Annotated in this window: 22 protein-coding genes and 1 riboswitch; of the genes, 6 read left to right on the forward strand and 16 right to left on the reverse strand. The window is 66.8% G+C overall.

Annotated elements, in window-relative coordinates:
• Positions 1–4: 4 nt before the first annotated feature.
• Entirely contained in the window at positions 5–475 is a 471-nt protein-coding gene (locus PCA10_RS01715; protein WP_016490292.1) for a chemotaxis protein CheW, read from the forward strand.
• Positions 476–605: 130 nt separating this feature from the next.
• On the opposite strand, the gene PCA10_RS01720 is transcribed toward PCA10_RS01715, so the two are convergent.
• Together PCA10_RS01720 and PCA10_RS01725 are read right to left on the reverse strand one after the other, a co-directional pair.
• Entirely contained in the window at positions 606–1,325 is a 720-nt protein-coding gene (locus tag PCA10_RS01720; protein ID WP_041770100.1) for a 16S rRNA (uracil(1498)-N(3))-methyltransferase, read from the reverse strand.
• Positions 1,326–1,390: 65 nt separating this feature from the next.
• Positions 1,391–2,797, reverse strand: a complete 1,407-nt coding sequence (locus PCA10_RS01725; protein WP_016490294.1) for an adenosylmethionine--8-amino-7-oxononanoate transaminase — start codon at positions 2,795–2,797, stop codon at positions 1,391–1,393.
• 162 nt (positions 2,798–2,959) lie between these two features.
• Between PCA10_RS01725 and PCA10_RS01730 the strand changes: the two genes are divergently transcribed.
• From PCA10_RS01730 to PCA10_RS01740, 3 genes are all read left to right on the forward strand, one after another.
• Positions 2,960–4,435 (forward strand): flavin monoamine oxidase family protein, encoded by a 1,476-nt coding sequence (locus PCA10_RS01730; RefSeq protein ID WP_016490295.1) that lies wholly within the window; start codon positions 2,960–2,962, stop codon positions 4,433–4,435.
• A gap of 233 nt (positions 4,436–4,668) precedes the next feature.
• Positions 4,669–5,223: a cytochrome b gene (locus PCA10_RS01735; RefSeq protein WP_016490296.1), complete on the forward strand. Its 555-nt coding sequence runs from the start codon at positions 4,669–4,671 to the stop codon at positions 5,221–5,223.
• 31 nt (positions 5,224–5,254) lie between these two features.
• Entirely contained in the window at positions 5,255–5,830 is a 576-nt protein-coding gene (locus PCA10_RS01740) for a YceI family protein (RefSeq protein WP_016490297.1), read from the forward strand.
• 202 nt (positions 5,831–6,032) lie between these two features.
• On the opposite strand, the gene PCA10_RS01745 is transcribed toward PCA10_RS01740, so the two are convergent.
• The 11 genes from PCA10_RS01745 to ahcY form a co-directional block, all read right to left on the reverse strand.
• A complete protein-coding gene (locus PCA10_RS01745) occupies positions 6,033–8,018 on the reverse strand; it encodes a DEAD/DEAH box helicase (protein ID WP_016490298.1) in 1,986 nt (661 codons plus the stop codon).
• Between the two features lie 181 nt (positions 8,019–8,199).
• Positions 8,200–8,961 (reverse strand): substrate-binding periplasmic protein, encoded by a 762-nt coding sequence (locus PCA10_RS01750; protein ID WP_016490299.1) that lies wholly within the window; start codon positions 8,959–8,961, stop codon positions 8,200–8,202.
• A gap of 112 nt (positions 8,962–9,073) precedes the next feature.
• Positions 9,074–10,150, reverse strand: coding sequence for a M14 family metallopeptidase (locus PCA10_RS01755; protein ID WP_016490300.1), 1,077 nt, complete (start codon positions 10,148–10,150; stop codon positions 9,074–9,076).
• Between the two features lie 152 nt (positions 10,151–10,302).
• Positions 10,303–11,775, reverse strand: a complete 1,473-nt coding sequence (locus PCA10_RS01760; protein WP_016490301.1) for a CapA family protein — start codon at positions 11,773–11,775, stop codon at positions 10,303–10,305.
• Between the two features lie 17 nt (positions 11,776–11,792).
• Positions 11,793–13,082, reverse strand: coding sequence for an MFS transporter (locus PCA10_RS01765; protein ID WP_016490302.1), 1,290 nt, complete (start codon positions 13,080–13,082; stop codon positions 11,793–11,795).
• Positions 13,083–13,085: 3 nt separating this feature from the next.
• Positions 13,086–14,261 (reverse strand): M20 aminoacylase family protein, encoded by a 1,176-nt coding sequence (locus PCA10_RS01770; protein WP_016490303.1) that lies wholly within the window; start codon positions 14,259–14,261, stop codon positions 13,086–13,088.
• A 147-nt stretch (positions 14,262–14,408) separates the two neighbouring features.
• Entirely contained in the window at positions 14,409–15,323 is a 915-nt protein-coding gene (locus PCA10_RS01775) for a LysR family transcriptional regulator (protein ID WP_016490304.1), read from the reverse strand.
• Positions 15,324–15,602: 279 nt separating this feature from the next.
• Positions 15,603–16,976, reverse strand: a complete 1,374-nt coding sequence (locus tag PCA10_RS01780; RefSeq protein WP_041770101.1) for a DUF1329 domain-containing protein — start codon at positions 16,974–16,976, stop codon at positions 15,603–15,605.
• 11 nt (positions 16,977–16,987) lie between these two features.
• The gene (locus tag PCA10_RS01785) at positions 16,988–18,817 is read right to left on the reverse strand and encodes a DUF1302 domain-containing protein (protein ID WP_016490306.1); all 1,830 of its coding nucleotides are present in this window, start codon (positions 18,815–18,817) and stop codon (positions 16,988–16,990) included.
• Between the two features lie 780 nt (positions 18,818–19,597).
• Complete coding sequence (gene metF / locus PCA10_RS01790; protein WP_016490307.1) at positions 19,598–20,443, reverse strand: methylenetetrahydrofolate reductase [NAD(P)H]; 846 nt, start codon at positions 20,441–20,443, stop codon at positions 19,598–19,600.
• Between the two features lie 71 nt (positions 20,444–20,514).
• The gene (gene ahcY, locus PCA10_RS01795) at positions 20,515–21,924 is read right to left on the reverse strand and encodes an adenosylhomocysteinase (protein WP_041770102.1); all 1,410 of its coding nucleotides are present in this window, start codon (positions 21,922–21,924) and stop codon (positions 20,515–20,517) included.
• A 22-nt stretch (positions 21,925–21,946) separates the two neighbouring features.
• Positions 21,947–22,031, reverse strand: a riboswitch (S-adenosyl-L-homocysteine riboswitch).
• 186 nt (positions 22,032–22,217) lie between these two features.
• On the opposite strand from ahcY, the gene PCA10_RS01800 reads away from it, so the two are divergent.
• The gene (locus PCA10_RS01800) at positions 22,218–22,607 is read left to right on the forward strand and encodes an acyl-CoA thioesterase (RefSeq protein ID WP_016490309.1); all 390 of its coding nucleotides are present in this window, start codon (positions 22,218–22,220) and stop codon (positions 22,605–22,607) included.
• A 36-nt stretch (positions 22,608–22,643) separates the two neighbouring features.
• On the opposite strand, the gene PCA10_RS01805 is transcribed toward PCA10_RS01800, so the two are convergent.
• Positions 22,644–23,030 (reverse strand): DUF1090 domain-containing protein, encoded by a 387-nt coding sequence (locus PCA10_RS01805; RefSeq protein WP_016490310.1) that lies wholly within the window; start codon positions 23,028–23,030, stop codon positions 22,644–22,646.
• A gap of 166 nt (positions 23,031–23,196) precedes the next feature.
• Here PCA10_RS01805 and PCA10_RS01810 point away from each other — a divergent pair, with 166 nt between their 5' ends.
• Positions 23,197–23,649: a c-type cytochrome gene (locus PCA10_RS01810; protein ID WP_016490311.1), complete on the forward strand. Its 453-nt coding sequence runs from the start codon at positions 23,197–23,199 to the stop codon at positions 23,647–23,649.
• Here the strand turns inward: PCA10_RS01810 and ligB are convergent.
• Positions 23,643–25,322: an NAD-dependent DNA ligase LigB gene (gene ligB / locus PCA10_RS01815; protein ID WP_016490312.1), complete on the reverse strand. Its 1,680-nt coding sequence runs from the start codon at positions 25,320–25,322 to the stop codon at positions 23,643–23,645. The genes PCA10_RS01810 and ligB overlap by 7 nt on opposite strands.
• 162 nt (positions 25,323–25,484) lie before the next feature.
• Positions 25,485–25,742 (reverse strand): hypothetical protein, encoded by a 258-nt coding sequence (locus PCA10_RS01820; protein WP_144276933.1) that lies wholly within the window; start codon positions 25,740–25,742, stop codon positions 25,485–25,487.
• Positions 25,743–25,921: the final 179 nt, after the last annotated feature.

Consider the following 25,921-nt stretch of genomic DNA (forward strand, 5'->3'; position numbering starts at 1 on the left):
ACCCATGAGCCAAGCCGTTACCACCCAGAACAACACCAGCAGCCTCACCGGGCTGCTGCTGCCGTTGTCCGACCGTACCTTGTTGGTGCCCAACGTGGCGCTGGCCGAACTCATCCCCTACCGTGCGCCCCAGGCCGCGTCCGGCCTGCCCGAGTGGCTGCTGGGCCAGGTGGCCTGGCGTGACCTGCGCCTGCCGTTGCTGTCCTTCGAGGCGGCCGCGGGTGGCGAGGCCAAGGTGGGTTCCGGCGCGCGGGTGGCCGTGCTCAACGCCCTGGGCGGCCGTCCCCACGTCAAGTTCATCGCCCTGGTGCTGCAGGGCATCCCGCGCTCGCTGCGGGTGGAAGAGGATCTGCGACGGGCCGATGCGCCGCTGTCGGCGCTGGAGCTGGACGCGGTGCAACTGGGCACGGAAGTGGCCAAGGTTCCCGACCTGGTGGCACTGGAGCAGCTGCTGGCGGATGCCGGGCTGATCTGACACGCCCCAACCACTACCGCCGATGGGTATCGCAAGCTCAACGGAACTCCGCCCGCCGCATCCTACGAGGTACGGTGCTCCCGTAGGATGGGTAGAGCGAAGCGAAACCCATCGCCTCGCAGGTAAAGCGTCAGAAATCTCCCCACAACTGCTGCGCCACTGTCAGCGCCACCACCGGCGCCGTCTCGGTGCGCAGCACCCGTGGACCCAGGCGCGCGGCGTGGAAGCCGGCGGCCTTTGCGGCCTCCACCTCGGTGTCGGACAGGCCACCCTCGGGCCCGATCAGGAAGGCCAGGCTGCCCGGCTTGGCGTGGCTGGCCAGGGGCCCGGCCACCGGGTGCAGGACCAGCTTGAGGTCGGCCTCGACCTGGCGCTGCCAGTCGGCCAGGGTGACTGGCGGGTGGATCACCGGCAGCACCGAACGGCCGCACTGTTCGCAGGCGCTGCTGGCCACCTGGCGCCAGTGGGCCAGGCGCTTGTCGGCGCGCTCATCCTTAAGGCGCACTTCGCAGCGTTCGCTGACGATGGGGCTGATCTCGGCCACACCCAGCTCGGTGGCCTTCTGGATCGCCCAGTCCATGCGCTCGCCCCGCGACAGACCCTGACCCAGGTGCACCCGCAGGGGCGACTCGGCCATCCCGGCGAAGGCTTCGCGCAGCTCGACCCGCACGGCCTTCTTGCCCACCTCGACCAGTTCGCCGAGGAATTCCTGGCCGGAACCGTCGAACAGCTGCACGGCGTCGCCGGCGGCCAGGCGCAGCACGCGGCCGATGTAGTGGGCCTGGGCTTCGGGCAGCTCTTGCTGGCCGAGGGTGAGGGGGGCGTCGATGAAGAAGCGGGAGAGGCGCATGGGCATTCGGACAAAGGGAGGACAGGCGCGCAGTTTAAGGCCTGGCGCGCCGTCCGTGGTACCCGTCAGCCCGGATCGCGGTGGTTCGGGTGCAGGTCCGTGGCCACCTGCACGCTGACCGAATCGCGGGTGGCGATATCGATGCCTTCGCTGGCCACCTCGGCGAGGAAGTCGATCTGCTCCTCGGTGATCACGTAGGGCGGCAGGAAGTACACCACGTTGCCCAGCGGCCGCAGCAGCGCGCCGCGCTCCAGGGCGTGCTGGAAGACCTTCAGGCCACGGCGCTCCTGCCAGGGGTAGGGCGTCTTGCCGGCCTTGTCCTGGACCATCTCGATGGCCAGGACCATGCCGGTCTGGCGCACTTCGGACACATGGGGATGGTCCGCCAGGTGCGCGCTGGCCGTGGCCATGCGCATGGCCAGCTTGCGGTTGGCCTCGATCACGCGGTCCTCTTCGAAGATGTCCAGGGTCGCCAGGGCGGCGGCGCAGGCCAGCGGGTTTCCGGTGTAGGTGTGGGAGTGGAGGAAGGCGCGCAGGGTCTGGTAGTCGTCGTAGAAGCCCTGGTAGATGGCATCGGAGGTGAGCACCGCAGCCATCGGCAGGTAGCCGCCGGTGAGTGCCTTGGACAGCACCAGGAAGTCCGGGGCGATGCCCGCCTGCTCGCAGGCGAACATCGTGCCGGTGCGGCCGAAGCCCACGGCGATCTCATCATGGATCAGGTGTACGCCGTAGCGGTCGCAGGCCTCGCGCAGCAGCTTGAGGTACACCGGGTGGTACATGCGCATGCCGCCGGCGCCCTGGATCAGCGGCTCGACTATCACCGCCGCCACCTCCTGGTGGTGCTCGGCCAGGGTGCGCTCCATGTGGGCGAACATGGCGCGGGAATGTTCTTCCCAGCACATGCCCTCGGGGCGCAGGTAGCAGTCCGGGCTCGGCACCTTGAGGGTGTCCAGCAGCAGCGACTTGTAGGTTTCGGTGAAGAGGGCGACGTCGCCCACCGACATCGCCGCCACGGTTTCGCCGTGGTAGCTGTTGGTCAGGGTGACGAAGCGCTTCTTGCGCTCCAGGCCCTGGTTGCGCCAGAAGTGGTAGCTCATCTTCAGCGCCACTTCGATGCCGGACGAGCCGTTGTCGGCGTAGAACACCCGGTCCAGGCCCTTGGGCGTGATGCTGACCAGACGCTCGGACAGCTCGATGACAGGCGCATGGCTGAAGCCGGCGAGGATCACGTGTTCCAGCTGGTCGACCTGGTCCTTGATGCGCTGGTTGATGCGCGGGTTGGCGTGGCCGAAGACGTTGACCCACCAGGAGCTGACGGCGTCCAGGTAGCGCTTGCCCTCGAAGTCTTCCAGCCAGACGCCCTCGCCACGGCGGATGGGGACCACCGGCAGGCGTTCGTGATCCTTCATCTGGGTGCAGGGGTGCCAGAGCACGGAAAGGTCGCGTTGCATCCAGTCGGCGTTGAGGCCCATGAGTCGTTCTCCAGTAGCGATCGGCGAAGCCTAAGCAATGCGGCCAGCCCGGACAAGCGGGACGCCCCCGGCCGCTTGGAAGGCACGTCTGGCCCGGCTGTCGGGGCTGGCGTATCCTGCGCGCCAATTTCGAACGATGCCGCTTCACCGGGGAGATTCATCATGACCGCAACCTGGCGCGCCTTGGCGCTGATCATTGTTGGGGGGCTCAGCGCGACGGCGCTGGCCAAGGACAAGCAGCCGACGGCCATCGTCATCGGCGGCGGCATGGCCGGCCTGACGTCGGCCGTTGAACTGCAGGCGAAGGGCTGGCAGGTCACCCTGCTGGAGGCCAAACCGAGCATTGGCGGGCGTTCCGGCCTCGCGGCCAGCGAGTGGGTCGGCAGCGCCAAGCTGCAGCCCACGCTCTACCACTACCTGGACCAGTACAAGCTCAAGGCCGTGCCCGCGCCGGACTACGTGCGCAACCCGGGCTACCTGGTGAACGGCCGCTACTTCTCCGAGGCCGACCTGCAGAAAGAAGCGCCCAGCACCGTCGAGGGCCTGAAACGCTTCGACAAGAGCCTGGACGACCTGGCCGCCTCCATCGATGACCCGCTCAAACCGCTGGCCAACCACACCCTGCAGACCCTGGACTCGATCAGCGTGGCGCGCTGGCTGGAAAAGCTGAACCTGCCGCCCACCGCCAAGGCCCTGGTGGACCAGCGCATCCGCTCCCGCTATGACGAGCCCTCGCGCCTGTCGCTGCTCTACCTCGCCCAGCAGGCCCGCGTCTACCGTGGCCTGCCGGATACCGAGATGCGCGCCGCGCGCCTGCCCGGCGGCAGCCAGGGCCTGGCCCAGGCCATGGCCAAGCAGGTCAAGACCATCAAGACCAACGCCCGCGTTTCCGCCATCGTGCAGGAAAAGGACGGCGTCACCGTGAAGGTGGGCGACACCCGCTACAGCGCCGACTTCGTGGTGCTCGCCGTGCCGCTGCCGGCACTCGGCAAGATCAGCCTGGCCCCGTCCCTTTCGGCCCTGCAATTGCGCGCCCTGAAGGACATCAACTACGGCTGGCGCGACCAGATGCTGCTGCAGTTCAAGAAGCCGGTCTGGGGCAAGAGCCGCCTTTCCGGCGAGGTCTACAGCGACCAGGGGCTGGGCATGCTCTGGGTCGAGCCGGCCCTCAAGGGCGGCGCCAACCTGCTGATCAACCTCTCCGGCGACAACGCGCGCCTGATGCAGGCCTTCGGCGACCGCCAGGTGGTCGACCAGGTGCTGATCCGCTTCGACAAGCACTTCCCCGGCGCTCGTGAGCAATTCAAGGGCTACGAGCTGCGTCGCTATGGCAAGGACGCCCTGGCTGGCGGCGCCTACCTGGCCTATGGCCCTGGCGAGATCAGCCTGTACTGGCGCCTGTGGGAGCAGCCCCTGGGCCGCGTGGTATTCGCCGGCGAGCACACCGATGCGCTCTACCCAGGCACCCTGGAAGGCGCGCTGCGCAGCGGCCAGCGCGCGGCCGCACAGGTGATCGACCTCAAGGCCGGCAAGACCGTTGGCCCGGTCGAGTCGGTCGCCGAGGCCAAGCCCGTGGCGGCGCCCGAGGCGTCCACCAAGGGCGAGAAGAAGGGCTTCTTCTCCCGCCTGCTCGACTGAGCCCCCACCGACGGCGAGTTTCTCGCCGTCGGTTACCCTCCGAAGCGCCATTCGGCCGCGTCAAACGAAGTTTCAGACACCTCCTTCGACCAAATTCTGCAAAGTCCGATTCGTTATAAGTATCGTATTGCCCGATATTTCAAAGCGAAAAATTCCGCTTTAATTCGATAGATTTGCCGCTAGGCTTTATCAATCGCATTTCAGGCACTCGCCTCTTTCCAGGATCTATCTGCATGCAATGGCGCAATTCCCCCTCCCGTTTCGGTCTGGTCAGTATCGTTCTGCATTGGGGAGTGGCACTGGTCTTCGTCGGCCTGTTCGCCCTCGGCTGGTGGATGGTCGGGCTGAACTACTACAGCGGCTGGTACAAGACCGCCCCGGACATCCACAAGGGCATCGGCATCCTGCTCTTCCTGGTGATGCTGGCGCGCCTGGCCTGGCGTTTCATCAGCCCGCCGCCGCCGGCCCTGCCCAATCACGGCGCTCTGACCCGCCTGGGCTCCAAGCTGGGCCACCTGGCGCTCTACGCCGGCCTGTTCGCCCTGATGATTTCCGGTTACCTGATCTCCACCGCCGATGGCCGTGGCATTTCCGTGTTCGGCCTGTTCGAGGTGCCGGCCAGCCTGACCAGCATCCCCGACCAGGAAGATGTCGCCGGCGCCATTCACGAATACCTCGCCTGGGGCCTGTTGATCTTCGCCGGCATCCACGCGCTGGCTGCGCTCAAACACCACTTCATAGACCGCGACGCGACCCTGACCCGCATGCTGGGCCGTGCCGCCAAATAACGCTGCAACCTCTCAACAAGGAGATTCACCGATGCTGAAGAAAACCTTCGCTGCGCTGACCCTGGGCGCCGCCCTGTTCGCGGGCCAAGCCATGGCCGCCGATTTCGTGATCGACAAGGAAGGCCAGCACGCCTTCGTCAACTTCAAGATCAGCCACCTGGGCTACAGCTACATCTACGGCACCTTCAAGGACTTCGACGGCACCTTCAGCTTCGACGAGAAGAATCCCGAGGCCAGCAAGATCAAGGTGACCCTGAAGACCGCCAGCGTCGACACCAACCATGCCGAGCGCGACAAGCACATCAAGAGCGGCGACTTCCTGAACGTCGCCAAGAACCCCACCGCGACCTTCGAGTCCACCGCGGTCAAGTCCACCGGCCAGGGTACCGCCGACGTGACCGGCAACCTGACCCTGAACGGCGTGACCAAGCCGGTCGTGATCAAGGCCAAGTTCGTTGGCCAGGGCGACGATCCCTGGGGCGGCTACCGCGCCGGCTTCGAAGGCACCACCAGCATCAAGCTGAAGGACTTCGACATTCAGAAGGACCTCGGCCCGGCTTCCCAGGAAGCCGAGCTGATCATCTCCTTCGAGGGTGTGCGCTCCTAAGCGCACCTTCCAGCGGTACCCAGAACGCCGGCCATGAGCCGGCGTTCTGCTTTCTGCCCGCAAGGCCTTGGCATGGACCACAGGGTGTGGCTCACCCTACCCGAGCGGTAGGCGGACTGACGTCCAGCCATCGCGGGCGCGGGTTCCTGCGAGCGGAAACGAAAACGCCGGCACTGGGCCGGCGTTTTCTTGAGCGGAGCACTCAGCGATTGCGGGTCAGCAATGCCGGTTTCTCGCCGCGCGGGCGGTTGCTCTGTTGCAGCTCGTCCAACTGCTCCGGCGTCGGGTAACGGTCGGTGCGGGACTCTTTCATGATGATCTTCGGCGCCGGCTTGTTGCTGGCGCGCGGATCTTGCACCGCAGGCTCGTCGCGGCCACGGGAAACCAGCTGGTCTTCACGGCGCTGGCCATTGCCACGGCCCTTGGCCGACGGTTTGCCCTGGCGCTGTTGGCCCTGCTTCTGACCGCCCTGGCCACCCTGACGACCTTGGCCGTTGCCACCCTGGCCGCGGCCTTTCTCGCCACCGCCGCTGCGGCCCTGGCTCGGTTGGCCCTGGCCTTGCTGACGCTGACCCTGACCTTGGGACTGACCCTGGCCCTGGCCACCGCGCCGCTGATTGCGGCCCTGGCCCTTGGGCGGGTAGGGGCTGACGTAGTCAGCGCGATTGCCGAAGTTGTCCACGTCGTCATCGAGGAACTCTTCAGGGTCCCGATCTGGCGCTGGTTGCGGCGGGCGGGCCTGTTTCGGTTGCTTGGGCTGTTGCGGTTGCTGCGACTGGCGCGGGCCACCGGCTTGCTGGCCCTGTTGGCCCTGTTGGCCCTGTTGGCCTTCCTGGCCCGTGCCTTTGCCCTTGCCACGGCGGCGATTGCGGCTCTTGCGCGGTTTGTCTTCGGCGCCTTCGGCAGCGGGTTCCCGGGCTTCCTTGGCTTCGCCAGAGGCCTGGGGCGCGGCGGCCCTGGATTCGCGCTTGGGCTTGTCGGCGCGGGGCTGGCGCTCCGGACGCGGCGGACGCGCCTCGGGACGCTCGGCCTCGACGGTGGCCGGGTCGAAGCCCTGGGTATCACCGTCCGGGATGCGTTGCTTGGTCAGGCGCTCGATGGCCTTGAGCAGCTTCTCTTCGTCCGGCGCCACCAGGGAGATGGCTTCACCGCTACGACCGGCACGACCGGTACGGCCGATGCGGTGTACGTAGTCTTCCTCGACGTTGGGCAGCTCGAAGTTGACCACGTGGGGCAACTGGTCGATGTCCAGGCCGCGGGCGGCGATGTCGGTGGCCACCAGGATGCGTACGTCGTTGGCCTTGAAGTCCGCCAGGGCCTTGGTGCGCGCGTTCTGGCTCTTGTTGCCGTGAATCGCGGCGGCGGCCAGGCCGTGCTTGGTCAGGTACTCGGCCAGGCGGTTGGCGCCGTGCTTGGTCCGGGTGAAGACCAGCACCTGTTCCCAGGCACCGACGGTGATCAGGTGCGCCAGCAGGGCCCGCTTGTGGCTGGCCGGGAGGTGGAACACGCGCTGTTCGATACGCTCGACCGTGGTGTTCGGCGGCGTCACTTCGATGCGTTCGGGATCGTGCAGCAGCTTGTTGGCGAGGTCGACGATGTCTTTCGAGAAGGTCGCCGAGAACAGCAGGTTCTGGCGCTTGGCCGGGAGTCGGGCGAGGACCTTCTTCACATCGTGAATGAAGCCCATGTCGAGCATCCGGTCGGCTTCGTCGAGTACCAGGATCTCCACGTGGGAGAGGTCGACGCTACCCTGGCCGGCCAGGTCGAGCAGGCGGCCGGGGCAGGCCACCAGCAGGTCCACGCCCTTGGCAAGGGCCTGGACCTGGGGATTCATGCCGACCCCACCGAAGATGCAGGTGCTGATGAGGCCGAGGTCACGGGCGTAGAGCTTGAAGCTGTCGTGTACCTGGGCCGCCAGTTCGCGGGTCGGAGTCAGGACCAGTACCCGCGGCTGGCGTGGGCCATGGCGCTGGGACTTGTCGCGATGGCCGTTGGGGAACAGCAGTTCCAGAACGGGCAAGGCGAAACCGGCGGTCTTGCCGGTACCGGTCTGGGCCGCAACCATCAGGTCGCGACCTTGCAACACGGCGGGAATCGCCCGCTGTTGCACGGGAGTGGGCTGGGCGTAGCCGGCAGCTTCGACGGCGCCGACCAATGCCTCGGAGAGACCGAGGGAAGCAAAGGACATGGGAGATCCTGTGTAGTTCTAAGGGGCTGGCCCGATGGGGGATCGTGTCTGACTCAAATCGCGGCGTTGGCGCGCGATCCCGACCGGTCCTGCTGGCCTAGGGGTGGCTCAGCGTCCGGGCGTATGCCTGACGAAGCGCCGAGTATAACAGCTCCGCGCCAATGTACAGCCCTTGCAGTGCTCAACGGTTACCAGAGTTGTCGTCGGACGGTTCGGCGTAGCGCGCCTGGAGCTCGGCGTAAGCCGGTTCCCGCTTGAAGCGCCGCAGCTCGTCGCTGAAGCGCCGGGCCAGGTTTTCGAGGTCGGGCTGGCGGCGGAACGCCAGGTACAGGTGGTCGCGGCTGAGCACCTTCGGGTGCTGGCCGACCTCGGCTTCGAGCCCCATCTGGCGAACCAGGTAGCGACCGGCGCGGCGGTCGTTGACCACCAGATCGACGCGGTCGCGCACCAGCTTGCCGAGGTTGGCCTCGTGGGTAGGCGCCGGTTCGCGGAAGAACAGCGGGGAGGTGCGGAAGGCCTTGTCCGCGTACCAGTAGCCCGGCGAGACGCCCACCTTGAGGCCCCGCAGGTCGGACAGGCGCTCGAAGGGATAGGGTCGCTGGCGGGCGTGGAAGAGCACGAACTCCACCTCCGACAGCGGTTCCGCCGGGAAAACCATCCGGGTTTCACGTTCGCGGGTATGGAAGATGTCCAGCACCGCGTCGGCCTGGCCGCTTTCCAGCTCCACCAGGCAGCGCTTCCAGGGCAGCAGGCTCCATTGCACGTCGATGCCCAGGCGCTTGAAGACGATAACGCTGGCTTCGTAATCCTGGCCCCGGGGCTGGCCGTTCTCCTCGAAGATGTAGGGCGCCCAGGGCTCGCTGACGATGCGCAGCGGTTCGGCCTGCGCGGCGGGGCCGAGGCAGGCGAGCAGGGCGATGAGGAGAATCCGCAATGATGGCATGTGGCCAGATTAACGTGGTGGCCGGCAGGATGGATAGTCAGCGGAAAGTCCAATATCGAGGGATGTGATGGCCGTCGCCCGGTTGGCGGGGCGACGGCGTCGACACGGCTCCTCAGGTCAGCGGACTGGCCAGTCCGGCCAGCGCCTGGTCCAGTACCTCGCGGGCCTGTTCCAGTACCTGTTTCTTCCAGCCCTGCTGCTGCGGATAGAAGGCATCGCGCAGGCGCCGCTTGATGCGCTGGCGCACCGGCGCCGCGCTGTCCGGGTGGTTCTGCAGCCACTGCTCCTCACGCAGTGCGGACAACACCTTGCGCCCCGGCAGGGTGCCGTACTCCAGGGTCAGGCCGTTGTACTCGGCCTGGGCGCACTCACCCATCACCAGATGGTCGAGGGTGCCGTTGAGCTTGGCGGAGGATGAGTTGCCCTCGGCGCTGTTGGTCACCTCCTGGCCCCACCAGCGGCGGGCACGGGCGATGTCTTCGGGGCGCTGGTAGCCCTTGTAGATGAGCTCGCCGACGCCATGGGGACCAAGCCCGGTGTGCACGTCGATCCAGGCTATGCGCCGGCAGCGCTGGCCGTGCTCGCGCAGGATGCCGCGCAAGGTGGTGTTGCTCCAGGTCGGCCGGGTGCCGGCGAAGAACAGCCCATGGGGGTCGCTGTGCTGGCCACGGGAAATCGCCGCCTGCAGGCTCATCTTGCCGTGGCGCAGGGCGTAACCGAGCAGGCGCAGGTTGTTCAGCGGGCCCGGCTGCAGCAGCCAGGGCGCCACCGCGCGGTAGTCGGGGTTGTCCGCCAGGGGCTGGTCGAAATCGAGGAAGTTGCGGTTCAGGTCCACGTTGTCCTCGTTCACTCGGCGCCACCAGGAGAAGCCGTAGGGATTGAGCGCGTGGAGGTAGAGGACGGCGAGGTCGTCGCGCTCGCAGCGCTCGGCCCAGGCCTGGTCGCGCAGGCGGTCGATCTGGACCGCCGAGCCGCAGAAGCCCTCGATGCCGTGGCAGCCGCTGCTGAGCACCAGCAGGTTGGCGGCGTCCGGCCGGCCGCTGAAGGCCGCATCCAGCGCCAGCTGTTCGTTGTCTCGACCTGGCAGCGGGTGCAGGTGGGATTCCACGGCCAGGCCGCGCTGGCCACAGATTTCGAGGAACTTGCCGCGGGCTTCGGCGTAGTCGTGGGAGAAGCAGTTCAGGTCCATGTTCAGGTTCCATCTGGGGCGCCCGTGGCGAATCACGGTCGCGGCCGTGCCCGAGCGCCGGCTTGTGGCCGGTGCCTGGCGACGGATCAGGTTCGAGGAGGGCGCGACTGCCGGGTGGGCTGCCGCGCCGGGCGCCGGTCGGCGCGGGGCGATCAGGCGTCGGCGAGCACGACCCGGCCGACGCTGCTGACACGCTGGCCGATCTCCAGGGTGTCGATTTCGATCCGCGTGCCGAACTCGGCGGACAGCGCCTGCAGGCGTTCGAGGATGCGCCGGGCCTGCTGCTGGTTGTCGTCGTTGTCGAAGGCCAGGCGCGGGATGCCGCGCTCGGCGTCACGTCCGTCGAAGCCCAGTTCGATGGGGTGCAGCAGCAATTCCTTGAGGCGGCCGTCGGCCTTGAAGCGGCATTCGGCGACCACGCTCTCGAACCACACTGGCTCGCTGAAGATGCCCACCACGCGCTTCCATTCGAGGAACTCGGCCGGGGTGGTCAGGCGCGGGTTCGTGATGCCCTTGGGCCCGACGAAGGCCTCGGCGGCCATCCACTCGCGACTTTCCCACTTGTCTGCGGGCATCACCTGCATGCTGTTGTCCATGAAGCAGAAGTTGCCCAGGGAGTAGAGCAGCGGCTTGCCGTTGTAGACCTCGATGCCGCGGATCTGGTGCGGGCCGTGGCCGCAGAGCATGTCGGCGCCATTGTCCACCAGCTGGCGGGCCAGGGCCGGCAGGTAGTTGGGCACCTCGACGCACTGGTTGTCCGGCTCGTGGGTGTGCTGCGCGACGATGGTGAAGTCGCTGCTCTGCTTGGCCTGGCGCAGGTTGCGCAGGATGTCGGCCGAATCGAGCTTGTCGCACTCGTAGTGGATGCGCACGGTGCCCGGCGCGGCGCTTGGGTCGACGCGGTAGTGCAGGGCCATCCCCAGGTGCACGCTGTGTTCGCCATGCAGGGTCCTGAGCAGGTAGTGGTCCTGGAAGGCCTCCTGGGCATTGAGGCGCTTGAGTACGGCGAAGTCTTCCGCCGATACCAGGCGGTGGGGCGTGGTACGCAACGGGTTCAGGCCGGGGCGCGGCGGCACCACGCCGAGTCCGTCGGCCGCCGGGGCATTGGCTTCGAAGGTGGTGGCATAGGAGATCAGCGACACCCGCGCCTTGTCGGTGTTGATGAAGGCCGGTGCCCGCGCGGCGGCGAGGCTGTTACCGGTGCCGGCGTGGGCGATGCCGGCTTCATCGAGCAGCCTGTCGGTCATGCGCAGGCCGGCCGCGCCCCAGTCCAGGGCATGGTTGTTGGCCCGGGACATCAGGTTGAAACCGATGCTGGCCAGGTCCGCCGGGGCGTCGGCATCGCTGATCAGCCAGGAGAAGCCGGACAGTGCCTCGGGGTAGCCGTCGTAGGTGTTGAAGTCGATGGCGGTGCATTCGTAGTTGCCCACCACGGCGTCGCCGCGTTTGAGGATCTCGAGCAGCTCCGGCGACTTGCGCGCGAGTTTGTCGCGGATGCCGTGGGTGATGATGATGTCGCCGACGGCGACCACGCAGAAGCCGTCTTCGACATCGGCGTTGCGCCAGGTTGGTTGCAGGCCGATGGATTCGGGGCGCTGCTGGGGCGAGGGGACGCGTTTGTGCATGGGGCGGATTTCCTGACTCAGGCCTGGCTCGGGGCCGGTGCGTTGACGGATTCGGTGGTGTGGGAAGCGAGTTGGGCGCGGCTGCGTTCCGGGTCGATCAGGCGCAGGCCGAGGGCGCCGCCGGCGATCAGGGCCAGGCCGAACAGGCCGACGGCCAGCTCGAAGCCCTTGGCGATGTCGCCGCCTGCCCAGCCGATGGCCTGGCCGACCACATGGGGAGCGAGCATGCCGGCGCTGGTCATCAGGCCGATGTGGATGGCCAGCATGCTGCCGCGCTGACGGGGTGGGGCGATGAAGGCGACGATACTGTTGGCGAAGGTCGGCAGCAGGTTCACCAGGATGCCGCCCACCACGTACAGCGCCAGGGTCGCGCCCAGGCCCTGCTCGAGGAAGCCCATCAGGCTCATGGCGACGCCGGCGCCCAGGCAGGCCAGCATGGGCGGCATGACCATCGCCAGGCGCACGCTGGCGCCGCGCTTGAGGGCGCGTTGGGAAAGGCCGGAAACCAGCAGGTTGAGGATGATCACGCCGACGGTGGCGGCCATCACCACGTAGCCGGACTGCATCGGCGTCAGTGCCATGCCCTTCTGCAGGTACACCGGTACCCAGCTGAAGATCAGCGCGGTGGGCAGGTAGCAGCAGAAACCGGCCAGGGTGATGAAGACGAAGGTGCGGTTGAGCAGCAACTGGCGGTAGGGCGCGTTGCCGCCGCCGGTTTCGCCTTCGGCGTCGTCATGTTCCCCCTCGCGGCCGTAGACCCGCCACAGGAGCAGCCAGACCAGGCCGATGGCGGCGAGGAGCAGGTAGCCCATGCGCCAGCCCAGGTGCTCGATCAGCAGCGGCAGCGACAGGGCGCCGGCTATGGCACCGAGCATCAGCGCCACCTGGATCAAGGCCGAGGGCAGCACCCGCTCGCGCGGCGCGTACCACTTGAAGCAGGCGTGCTGGGTCACCGCGGTGCCCGGTCCGCAGCCGGCGCCGAGCAGCATGCGGCTGGCCACCAGGGCGAAGAAGCTGCTGGATAGCGCAGTCAGCAGTTGGGCGACCATCCACACCAGGGACATGCCGGCGAGGATGTGGCGGCTCGGCAGGCGGTTGGCGAGAAAACCCACCAGCACCCCGGAGAGGGAGTAGAGGAAGAAGAAGGCGCTGCCGATGAAGCCGAACTGCTCGGGCGAAAGCTTCAGCTCGTCGATGATCTGCGGGCCGGCGAAGGCGAAGATGCTCTTGTCGAGCACGCTGATGACCATCACGGCCATCAGCAGGGCAACCACCAGCGGGCGGCGGTTGTCGGAAGGGGCATTCATGGCTCAGGCCTCGTTCAGGTAGGTTTCCACCAGGCGCGCCCAGAGGCTGGCGCCGAAGGGGATGGCGGAGTCGTTGAAGTCGTAGCCGGGGTTGTGGACCATGCAGCCGCTCGGGCCGCTGTTGCCATTGCCGAGCACCATGTAGCAGCCGGGGCGCACCTCCAGCATGGAGGCGAAGTCCTCGCTGCCCAGGTAGCCCGAGGGCACGCTGGTGAGCACCGCCCTATCGCCCACCAGGCCGCGCGCCACCTGCTGCAGCAAGGCGGTTTCCGCCGGGGTGTTGACCAGCACGCCGATGCGCTCGTCGTAGTCGAGGCCCAGTTCGATGCCGTGGGCCAGGGCCACGCCCTGGCTGATCTCGCTGATGCGCCGGCGCAGCAGCGCGCGGATGTCCGGGTTGGTGGCGCGCACGCTGAGCTTGAGGGTGGCAACATCCGGGATCACGTTGGGGGCGTCGCCGGCGTGGATCGCGCCGACCGTGACCACGCCCACTTCGCCGGCCGGCAGGTTGCGCGCGACTATGCTCTGCAGGGCCAGCACCAGCTCGGCGGCGGCGACTATCGGGTCGCGGGCCTTGTGCGGCATGGCGCCGTGGCCGCCGACGCCGACCAGGCGGATGGTCGCCACGTCGGAGGAGGCGCTCATGGCTCCCGGCTGGCTGACGAACATCCCCACCGGCAGCCCCGGCATGTTGTGCAGGGCGTACACCGCGTCGCAGGGGAAGCGCTCGAACAGGCCGTCCTCGATCATCCGCCGCGCGCCCTGGAGGGTTTCCTCGGCGGGCTGGAAGATCAGGTTCAGGGTGCCATCGAAGCGGCGGGTCTCGGCCAGGTAGCGGGCGGCGCTGAGCAGGATGGCGGTGTGGCCGTCATGGCCGCAGGCGTGCATCTTGCCGGCGTTGCGGCTGGCGTGGGGAACGCCGCTTTCCTCGGCTATCGGCAGGGCGTCCATGTCGGCGCGGATGCCGATGCTGCGCGGGCTGTCGCCCTGCCGCAGCACACCCACCACGCCGGTGCCGCCGATACGTTCATGGACTTCGTAGCCCCACTGGCGCAGATAGCCGGCCACCAGCGCGGCGGTGGCGGATTCTTCGAAACCCAGTTCAGGGTGCTGGTGGATCTGACGGCGAATCTGCGAGAACTCCTCCTGCCAGGCCAGGATCTCCGGGATCAGCTGCATGGTTTGCCCTTGTTGTCGTGATCAGGATGGGGCGCAGCATGCCGGAGCCCAGGCGCGCGGGATAATCACCTCTTGGTATGCGTATCAGCTTTGGTTATGCACCCGCCGCGCACCCGTGAGAGTGCCGCGCGGCGTGGGCTGGCGGGGTCAGGAAGCGGAGAGGCGCTGGGCCTGGGGGTTCTTGTAGGCGTAGATGAACTCGTCGGTGAGCGCCTTGGCTTCGCGGGTCATCAACTCCTGGTCACGGCAGACCAGGGAGATGTTCATCGGCGGGATCTGTTCCACCAGGTCGACGATGTCCAGCTCCTGGCCGAGCTTGCGTACGTGTTCGAGCACCCGCAGCGACCAGTAGCTCACCGCGTCGGTGTTCAGCGCCAGTTCGGAGAACAGCACCACCGAGGCGCACTCGATGACCCGCTCCGGCGGCTCCACCTGGTAGGTCTCGAACATCCAGCCGACCCGCGATTGCTCCAGGGAATCCTGCAGCAGCCACTCCTGGTCGCGCAGCTCGACGAGGGAGCGGGCATGGCGCAGCGGATGGCCCTTGCGCACCGCCAGCACCGTGGGTTGGGCGTACAGCTCGGTCCAGTGGAAGCCGTCGCTGCTGCGGTTGGCCGGCAGCGAGGTGAGTACCAGGTCCAGTTGGCCTTCGCGCAGGCCCTCCATCAGCTTCGACGGGCGCAGCTCGTGGATCTGCACCTGCACCTTGGGGTAGCGCTTGCGGTAGCGGTTGAGGCTGGTGATGAACTGGGCGCCCGGGGTCACCGGCGAGACGCCGATGGACACCTTGCCGTCCATCACCCCCTTGAGGGTTTCGATCTCGTCGCGGGCGCGGCGCACTTCTTCGAGGATCAGCCGGGCGCGTCGCACCAGGCGCTCGCCGTATTCGGTCAGGGTGATGCCGCGATTGGAGCGCACCAGCAGGGGGACGCCCAGCTCGGTCTCGAGTTCCTTGATGCCCTTGGACAGGGCGGGCTGGGAGATGTGCAGCAGCCGCGAGGCTTCCTGGATGCTGCCACTTTCGCAGATCGCGACTATGGCGCGGAGCTGGTGCAACTTCATGTACGGGCCCGGATGAGTTCGCTGGTGGGGCCGACTGTAAGGCAAGAAGCGGGCCTGTTGCTGTAAAGAGAAGTTGCAGAGGCAGACGGAGCGGTCGTCCGTGCGGAGAAAGGACGGCCCAACGGATCGTAGGATGGGTTGAGCGGAGCGATACCCATGCGGTTCGGATTGATGGGTATCGCAGGCTCAACCCATCCTACGGGTTGTGCGAACCGCAGGACCTAGGACTAGGAAAAAAGGCGGCCCGAAGGCCGCCAAGTTGGAGCGCGACCGGTGTTGTCAGCGAATGCCCGTGGCGCGCAGGGCGCTGGGGGTGAACTGCTTGCGGCTGTAGCCGAGGTCGAACTGGTAGGCGTTCTTCTGTTCGTTGTACAGCGCGTTCACCGCGTAGCGCCCGGACAGCACGTCGTAGTGGGTCTCGGCGTTGAACAGCGGCACCTGCTGGTCGTAGAAGAAACTGGTGTGGCCTTCGGAAACGCGCCAGAGGTTGCCGCGACCGTCATAGGCGTCGGCTTCGGCGGCCTGCCAGCTGTCTTCGTCGATGTACAGGTCGCGCCGTGAGTAGATGTGGCGCTGGCCTGGCTTCAGGGTCGCGGTCACGTGCCAGACCCGGTGCAGCTCGTAGCGGGTGTGCTCGGGGTTGAGGTGGCCGGGCTTGATGATGTCGCTGTATTTCAGCTTGGGCGAGCCCAGCTTGTAGGCGTTGTAGGGGATGTACAGCTCCTGCTTGCCCACCAGCTTCCAGTCGAAGCGGTCCGGCGCGCCGTTGAACATGTCGAAGTCATCCAGGGTACGCATGCCTTCGGCGCCGGGGCTGTCGTAGGCGATCTGCGGGGCCCGGCGCACGCGGCGCTGGCCGGCGTTGTATTGCCAGGCCATGCGCGGCTCCGTCACCTGGTTGATGGTCTCGTGGACCAGCAGCACGCCGCCGGCCAGGCGCGCCGGTGAGAGGAACTCCTCGCGGTAGAAGTAGAGAAGGTTCGCCATCTCCTGCGGGGCGTAGTCGGAGAGGTCCACCGGGTAGGCCAGTTGCTGCTTGATCAGGCTTGGCGTGTAGGCGCCGTTGGCCTGTGGCGAGGCCTGGACCACCATGCGCTGGTAGGACAGGCCGCGATAGCGCCCGATGTGGTTCCAGATCACTTCCAGGCCATTCTGCGGGATGGCGAACGGCAGGCCGCCGCTCTTGTAGTGCTGCAGGCCGTTGCCGTTTTCCACCAGTTGGGTGTTGGCGGCGTTCTCGCGGGTGAGGTCCAGGTAGCCCTGGGGCAGGCCAATGGAGCGGCGGGTGGGGTAGACCGGGATGCGGTAGCTGTCCGGGTAGCGCTTGAACAGGGCGAGCTGGCCGGGGGTGAGCTTGTCCTTGTACTGCTCGGCGTTCTGCGCGGTGATGGTGAACAGCGGCTGGTCGGCGGCGAAGGGGTCTTCAAGGAAGCCGTCGGCGTCACGCTGGCCGGCGTCCTTGGCCAGGCCGCCGGTCCAGGCAGGGATGCTGCCATCGGCGTTGCCGGCCCGTTCGGCGCCCATCGGGGTGAGGTCGGCGCCAAGGCGCGCGACCTGGTCGGCCGGCACGGCGGCCAGCGCCTGGGTGGCGAGCAGGCCGAGGCCGATGCAGCCGGCGCGCAGGAGTCGTGAATCGATCATGGTCGTTCTCATGTGCAAGGGCCTCAGAAGCTCACGCCGACGCTGAAGGCGAGGAAGTCGCGGTCGGTGTTGGTGTTGAAGTCGCCGCCGAAGAAGTCGGTGTAACTCAGGCTGGCGGTGTAGGTGGACAGATAGTCGGCATCCAGGCCGACGCTCACCGATTTGTTGCCTTCGTTGAAGGTCGGGCCGTAGCCGTCGACGTCGTGGGAGAAGGCCAGGTTGGGCTTGAGGTTCACCCCGGCGATGGCGTCGTTGAACTCCAGCTGGCCGCGCAGGCGGTAGCCCCAGGAGTTCTGGGTGTAGAAGCCCTTGCTGGTGCACTGGTCGGGGTTGGCGGTGTTCAGCAGCGCGGTGCACAGCTGGTTGCCGCTGAGCAGGCCTACGCCGGGGATGCCGACGGTGCCGGCGCCGGCCAGGGAGCCCATGCCGTAGACGCTGCTGCGGCCGAAACGCAGGTCCGAGCCGTTGGCCGAGCCGAGGTCGCTGATATGGCTGAAGCCCACTTCGCCAACGACGGTCAGGCGGTCGGCCGTCATTACCTGGTCGAAGCTGTGCACGGCGGTGACCTGGGCCTGGGTGAAGGGCAGGCGCTTGTAGCCCTGGACGCGGCTACCCGGAGCGGTGCTGGCCCAGCCGGTATCGAAGATCGCCAGGCCGTCCAGGTTCAGCAGGTCGGCCAGCTGGCCGACGCTGGCGGCGGTGGAGACGTCCGTGCCGTTGAGGGCCAGCGGCATGTTCGGCCGGTGGCTGATCTCGCCCGAGACGGCCGTGCCGGTGGGCGCGGTGGTGGCGAAGCTGAGGCCGTAGAGGCGGATGTCCTCGGGGTAGGCCAGCTGGTAGCGGGTGGTGGCAGGGCCGGGGGCGCCGCTGAGCGCGGCCAGGCTCGGTTGGCCCACGGTCCACACGCTTTCCGGGGTGCGGCTGTGGTAGTTCAGGGCGTAGAAGCCGAACTCGGTGTCGTTCAACTCCGGCACCAGCCAGCGCATGGCGACGCCGAACTGGCCACCGTCGCGGGCCTCGTCGTCGGCCTCGCGCGGCACCCAGCCGTAGCGCGCCGGGTCGCGGTCGAAGTCGGTGCCGAAGGTGGTCATGCCGAGGGTGCAGCCCTGGGCCGCCGTATCGGCGCTGAAGAAGGTGCCGCAGTTGTCCAGTACGGTCTTTTCCCACTCCAGCTGGTAGAAGGCCTCCACCGAGAGGTTCTCGCTCAGGCCCTGGGTGACGTAGAGCATGTTGACCGGGATCAGGCCTTCCTTGATCTCGGACCCTGGGCGGCGGAACGCGGCGACGTCCGTGGGGTTGATGGCGTTGATACCGTTGCCGATGAAGGTGCTTTCGCCCCAGCTCACCACCTGCTTGCCCGCGCGCACGCTGCCCGGAAGGTCGCCCAGCAGGTAGTTGTGGTAGAGGAAGGCGTCCAGCAGCTGGGTGCCGGAGGACTTGGCGGCGCGATCGCGGCCACTGTCGTCGATGTCGTAGAGCGGGCGGCTTTCGTCCTTCAGCTCGAAGTCGTACCAGTACTTGCCGCGCAGGAAGACCCCGGTATCGCCGTACTTGAGTTCGAGGTCGTGGATGCCCTTGAAGATCTTCGAGAAGGTCTCGCCCTTCTTGAAGTTCAAGCGGCCGTCGTCGCTGGTGCGGGTCGAGGCGGTGCCGCCGTTGGCCCTGCCGATGAACGCCTTGTCGGCGTCGTCCATGGCCCAGCTGGCGCCGATGGACAGGGAGGAGTCGAAACGCCCCTCGATTTCCCCGATGTTGAAGCTGGCGGCCTGGGTCGGTAGCGCGATGCACAGGGCTACAGCCACGGCCAGGGCGTTGGGGTACAGGGCCCGCGCGCCTTTTGTTGTTCTTTTCATGATGCTCTCCGCCTGGTCAAAGAAGGCCCGCGGAAAGTCCCGCCGGGCACACGCTTCTTTGCAGCCTGATGACAGGTGCGGGGGCATCCTAGGTTTGGGGATGGCGTCCTGACTTCTGAATATTCCTTATGCCCATAGCCAAAGGTGAGGATGGCGCGGAGGTGGGGACGGGCAGGGCCGGGATTTCAGGCGTGCGTGCATAACCCAGGGTTATTTCGATAAGCAGGATGGGGGGTGGTGGGCGTCTGGCTCATTGCCGAGTGGGCTGCAGGTTTCTGTTTCGCCTTCCCAGGCGAGTCACTTCTGGCAGTCGCCCCAGAAGTAACCAAGAGGGCTTGCCCCTGCATCCGGGTTTGGCTTCGCCAAACTACCCTCGCTCCATCCTTGCTCCGGGGGCACGGCGCGAGGGGCCATCCATGGCCCCGCGCGCCTCTCGCGGCATCCATGCCGCTCGTCCCCCTACGCAAGGATTCCACTCGGCCTCCTGAAGGGGCGCTTTGCGCGGCGTCATCTTCTCAGCTCGATATCAGCCCGGCATCGGCACCAGGGCTGCGTCTCCCCTCTCCCTCCGGGAGAGGGGCCGGGGGAGAGGGAGACTTCCCCCAGGTAATCAGCCAAAAGGGACTCGCCCGGGAAGGCGAAACAGAAACCTACAGCCCACTCGGCAATGAGCTGGACAACCGTTCTTGCCAATTCGCTATGCCGGAGTACTTCTCTCGCCTGCATAGAACCATGAAAAAAGCCGGGACTATGCCCGGCTTTTCCAACTCATCCCATCGCTCAGCGCGGCAGGTTGAGGTTCTTCCAGATCGCCAGGCTGGGTTCGGCCTGGTTCAGGGTGTAGAAGTGCAGGCCCGGGGCGCCGCCCTGGAGCAGCTCCTCGCACATCTCGGTGATCACTTGCTCGCCGAAGGCCTGGATGCTCTGCACGTCATCGCCGTAGGACTCCAACTGCTTGCGCACCCAGCGCGGGATCTCCGCGCCGCAGGCGTCGGAGAAGCGTGCCAGCTTGCTGTAGTTGGTGATCGGCATGATGCCGGGCACCACCGGGATATCCACGCCCAGCTTGCGTACGCGCTCGACGAAGTAGAAGTAGCTGTCGGCGTTGAAGAAGTACTGGGTGATGGCGCTGCTGGCGCCGGCCTTGACCTTGCGCACGAAGTTGGCGAGGTCGGACTCGTAGCTGCGTGCCTGGGGGTGTACTTCCGGATAGGCGGCCACTTCGATGTGGAAGTGATCGCCGGTTTCCGTGCGGATGAACTCCACCAGCTCGTTGGCGAAGCGCAGTTCGCCGCTGGCCATGCCCATGCCGGACGGCAGGTCGCCGCGCAGGGCGACGATGCGCTGGATGCCGGCGTCCTTGTAGTGGGCGAGCAGGGCGCGCAGTTCGGCCTTGCTGTCACCGACGCAGGACAGGTGCGGAGCGGTAGGGACCTTCACCTCGCCGTCCAGCTGCAGAACGGTCTGCAGGGTACGGTCGCGGGTGGAGCCGCCGGCACCGTAGGTGCAGGAGAAGAAATCCGGCTGGTAGCTGGCCAGATTGCGGGCGACGGTCATGAGTTTTTCATGCCCGGCTTCGGTCTTGGCAGGGAAGAACTCGAAGCTGTAACGGCGTTCTTGGGACATTGAAGACTTCCTTCAGGGGCAGACTTCAAGGCGCGGGAAGCATGCTTCCCGCGCCTTGCTGACCATGGCTCTTAGTAGCGGTAGGTGTCCGGCTTGAACGGACCTTCCACGGTCACGCCGATGTAGTCGGCCTGCTGCTTGGTCAGTTGGGTGACCACGCCGCCGAAGCCCTTGACCATTTCCAGGGCCACTTCTTCGTCCAGCTTCTTCGGCAGTACTTCCACGGTCAGGCGCTCGGCTTTCTTCTCAGCGGAGAGGTCGGCGAACTTCTGTTCGAACAGGAAGATCTGCGCCAGCACCTGGTTGGCGAAGGAGCCGTCCATGATGCGGCTCGGGTGGCCAGTGGCGTTGCCCAGGTTCACCAGGCGGCCTTCGGCCAGCAGGATCAGGTAGTCGTCGTTGGCCGGGTCGAAGCTGCCGGCGCCGGTGCGGTGGATCTTGTGCACCTGCGGCTTCACTTCTTCCCAGGCCCAGGTCTTGCGCATGAAGGCGGTGTCGATCTCGTTGTCGAAGTGGCCGATGTTGCAGACCACGGCGCGCTTCTTCAGGGCCTTGAGCATGCCGGCGTCACAGACGTTGACGTTGCCGGTGGTGGTGACGATCAGGTCGATCTTGCCCAGCAGCGCGGCGTCGACGCTGGCTTCGGTGCCGTCGTTCAGGCCGTTCTTGTAGGGGGAGACCAGCTCGAAGCCGTCCATGCAGGCCTGCATGGCGCAGATCGGGTCGATTTCGGAAACCTTCACGATCATGCCTTCCTGGCGCAGGGACTGGGCCGAGCCCTTGCCCACGTCGCCGTAGCCGATAACCAGGGCCTGCTTGCCGGACAGCAGGTGGTCGGTGCCGCGCTTGATGGCGTCGTTCAGGCTGTGACGGCAGCCGTACTTGTTGTCGTTCTTGCTCTTGGTCACGGCGTCGTTGACGTTGATCGCCGGGACTTTCAGGGTGCCGGCCTTGAGCATGTCGAGCAGGCGGTGCACACCGGTGGTGGTTTCTTCGGTGACGCCGTGGATGCGTTCGAGCATCTGCGGGTATTTCTTGTGCAGGATCTCGGTCAGGTCACCGCCGTCGTCCAGCACCATGTTGGCGTCCCAGGGCTGGCCGTCCTTGAGGATGGTCTGCTCGATGCACCACTCGTACTCCTGTTCGGTCTCGCCCTTCCAGGCGAATACCGGGATGCCGGCGGCGGCGATGGCGGCGGCGGCCTGGTCCTGGGTGGAGAAGATGTTGCAGGAGGACCAGCGCACTTCGGCGCCCAGGGCGGTCAGGGTCTCGATGAGCACGCCGGTCTGGATGGTCATGTGGATGCAGCCGAGGATCTTCGCGCCGCGCAAAGGCTGCTGGCCGGCGTACTTGCGGCGCAGGCCCATGAGGGCGGGCATTTCGGATTCGGCGATGATCAGTTCGCGGCGGCCCCAGGCAGCCAGGGAAATGTCGGCGACCTTGAAGTCGGTGAAATCGGCAGGCGTCATGACAGCGCTCATGCGTGAGTCTCCATTCGTAGTGTGCGAATGGGCGCCGTTGATGCGTTTTGATAACGCCCCATTCGAGCCTGACAAACCACCGGTTTGCTGCAGCGCCCCTCGAATGGGTGGCGGGAACGGTCGGGCTGAGCCGACCGTTTGAAAAAACCTGGCGATTATAGCGGTGCCGGCCGGCAAGCCCAAGGCTTTCCGTCGCTTGCTCCGATACCTATGGAGGTCATTGAAAGCCTTGCCGAGACAGCCGGCGCGCAGCCGGGCATCATGCCTGGCATCCGACAGAAGGAGGACGATGCATGAATTTCCACACCCGCAAATGGATCAAGCCCGAGGACCTCAACCCCAACGGCACCCTGTTCGGCGGCAGCCTGCTGAAGTGGATCGATGAAGAGGCGGCCATCTACGCCATCATCCAGCTCGGCAACCAGCAGGTGGTCACCAAGTTCATCTCCGAGATCAACTTCGTCAGTTCGGCGCGCCAGAGCGACATCATCGAGCTGGGCATCACCGCCACCGCATTCGGCCGCACCTCCATCACCATGTGCTGCGAAGTGCGCAACAAGATCACCCGCAAGAGCATCCTCACCATCGACAAGATGGTCTTCGTCAACATAGGCCCGGACGGCCTGCCGGCGCCCCATGGCAAGACCGAGATCACCTACATCAAGGACAAGTTCAAGGATTAACGCCGGGGTTCGTCGCCGGTCCCGGCGCGTCGGTACTTAGGGCTGCAGCGCCTGTTCGGCGGCTTTCAGTTCGGCGCGGGCTTCATCCAGCTTGGCCTGGCGCTTGGCGATCTTCTGCGCATCGCCATGGGCCTGGGCTTCGCGCAGGTCGGCCTCGCGCTCGGCGACTTCGTCGCGCTGCTCGGCCACCTTGTTCTCTCGCTCCTGGCGCAGGCTGGCCTCGGTGCAGTTGGCCTTCACTTCGGCCAGGGCCTTTTCCAGGCCGGCCTGCTGGGCGCTGTTGCCCTGGGCCTTGGCGGCCTCGATGCGTTGCAGGATGGCTTCGCGCTTGGCGGCGCAGCCACCGTCGGCGGCCAGGGCTGGAACGGCCAGCAGGACGCCGGCGAGGAGGCTGGCCAGGGGCAGGGCGAGATGTCTTTTCATCGGTTCGTTCCTCCGGTGGTGATGCCTCATTCTGGCTGAAAGTGCCGGACTCTGCGGTGTGGATCGGGTTTTCATTGATCTGCGACAAACTGTCGCCGCCTTGGCAATTGTCGGTCGGCTGGGAGTACCCTGTCGCCCGCCTACAGCCCTACCCGTGATCCTGCCGATGAAAGCCAAGAAGCTTCTGATCCTCGCCACCACCTGCCTGGCCCTGGCCGCCTGCGGTGGTGTGGACCCCAATTCGCCGCTGGGCAAGCGCCAGGCGATCTTCAAGGACATGTTGCGCACCAGCGAAGACCTCGGTGGCATGCTGCGCGGTCGCATCAGCTTCGACGAGCAGCGCTTCGCCAACGGTGCGACCAAGCTCGACCAGCTCTCCCGCCAGCCCTGGCAGCATTTCCCCCAGGTCAGCGACGACCACGAAGACAGCGCCGCCCGCGACGAAGTCTGGCAGCGCCAGGAGCGCTTCCAGCAGCTGGTGCGTGAGCTGGAAGCCAGCACCGGCCAGCTCGCCAGCGCGGCCCAGACCCGACCCTTCACCGCCCAGGGCATGGCGCCGCTGGTACAGAAGGTCGAAGACGGCTGCGAGGCCTGCCACAAGGAATTCCGCGCCTACTGAGGTGCCGCAAAGCCGGCGATCCCTTCGGCCTGAAGCCGTTCCGCCAGCGCCTGCACCTCCGGGTGCTGGAAGAAGGCCGTCAGTTGCCCTGCCCTGGCCGGCCCCAGGCCGCCCTGCGCTTGCCAGTCCCGTGTCGTGCGGCCGCTGAGCGTCGCCCAGTCGCCGTCGAGCCGTGCCGACCCGATGGGCGGCAGACCCAATGCCCTGAGCCACTTCGCGAACGGGCGGCCACGGGCATCGCTGAACTGCTGCGTGAGCTGTGCCGCGCGGCGTGCGCCGATACCCGGTTTCTCCATCAGCGTGGCGACATCCAGCGTCAGCCAGTCGAGCAGTCCCTCCAGCTCCAGGCGTGCCCAGGTGCCGCGCCCAACCCCGCGCATGCCCAGCCCCTTGGGGCCGCCCAGCCATTCCAGGCGAGCGAGGAACTGTGCTTCGCAGCCGCTGACCAGGCGCAGGCAACTGAGCGCGTGGTAGTCGCCGGCCAGGGGGGGCGACACCGAGGAGCGCTCCGCGGCGCGCAGCACCACCGAATCCAGCTGGGGAACGGTCTGTCCGGCGAGGACGATCGCCACCTGGTCGCCGGGGCGGATGTCCAGCGTCTGCCAGCGCTCGAGGGAACCCAGGCCGATGGTGCGGATACGCCGGCCGTCGAGTTCCGCCGGTGCCAGCTGCAACAACGGCGTGATCCGGCCGGTGCGGCCTACCTTGAACTCCACCGCGCGGACCTCGGCCAGGGCCTTGGCGAAGGGGTACTTCCAGGCCACCGCCCAGTGCGGCGGCTGTGGTTTCCAGCGCTCCGCGTCCGGACGGCTGCCCTGGCGGATGACGATGCCGTCGCTGGCGAATGGCAGGGGCGTGCGGTACCAGCGTTCGCGCCAGGCGGCGATCTCCTCCGCGTCGCGCACCGGTCGGGTCAGCGCCCGGGCCTCGGCGAAGCCCATGGCATGCAGACCCGCCAGGCGTTCGCGCATGTCCGCCGGACCGTCCGGCCAGTCCCAGACGAACAGGCCGATGCCGTCGGCTTCGGGCTCGTCCAGTTCGTGGCGATTGAGCAGCCCGGCCACCTTGCCGCGTGCATTGCGGCCGCCCTGGGTAGCCTGGATATGCCCGTCCAGCCGCCAGTACAGCTCGCCCTGCAGGACGACATCGGCGATGCCGGGCAGCTGTTGGGGGATCGCGGCGATCCGCCGGGCGTGGTGGGTCCAGTCCTGTCCACGACTGCCGTCGCCACGGCTGATGGCGCGCCTTAGCCGGTCCTGGCGGTAGACCAGGGTTACCGCCACGCCATCCACCTTCGGTTGGACCCAGAGGTCGCGACGCTGGCCCATCCAGCGCCGCAGGTCGGCTTCGTCGCGCAGCTTGTTGAGGCCGGTCTGGGCCACCGGGTGATGATGTTTTCCGGCGTTGCCGGCCAGCGGGTCACGTTGTGGCGCGGCGAGCGAGGGGAAGCATCGATGCAGTTGTTTCTGGCGTTCGCGGGCCTGGTCGTAGAGCTCGTCGTCCACTGCCGAGCGGCCCTGGCTGTGATACGTCAGGTCCCACTCGCCGATCTGCTGGTCGAGTAGCGCCAGTTCCGCCTCGGCGCGGGAGGTGGGCCAGGCCGGGCAGTACGCAGCCAGGGCGGGAAGGGCCAGGCAGGTGAGGAAGAAGGGCAGGGCGATGCGGGTTTTCATGGCGAGCCTCCGTGTTCGAAGGGGAGGCGGCCAGTCTAGGAAGGGGGCTGGAGGGCGGGCTCTGAAGTCGCTGTCGGCCCGGGCTGGATGGGGTGTCGGTGAGGTCTTGCGCCAAGAGCGGGCCGCCTTTTGGGGGCGGCCCGACCCCCGCACGCGAGCCGGTTACTGCTGCTTGCTGGTGTCCATCTGCTCACAGCCACCGCCGAGCTGTTGCTTCACTTCGTCGCTGATGGCGCTGAACAGCTTGCCACCCAGGCCTTGCTGCTTCGATTGGGCTTCGTCGAGCTTGGCCTGCATGTCGGCGCTCTGCTCGTTGCAGCCGTCTTTCAGGGTTTCCTTCAATTTGTCCGCCAGCCCCTCGGCCTGGGCTGGCAAGTTGAACAGGGCGACCAGGGTGGTGGCCATCAGGATCGAACGCATGTGCATGGAGCTCCTACAGTGTCCACGGACGTCGCCACTCCCCGCCACGACGCCCGCAAGGTCCTGGTGGGCGGGGGGGGCCGTAGTGTCAGCGAGTGGTCGAACGGACTGGGCTGAAGTAGCTGTGGGAAAGCTCTCCTATCACATGCGTTTTCTGTGCTTGGTGCTTGCGCCTGGTC

This window comes from Pseudomonas resinovorans NBRC 106553, assembly GCF_000412695.1.
Lineage (GTDB): Bacteria > Pseudomonadota > Gammaproteobacteria > Pseudomonadales > Pseudomonadaceae > Metapseudomonas > Metapseudomonas resinovorans_A.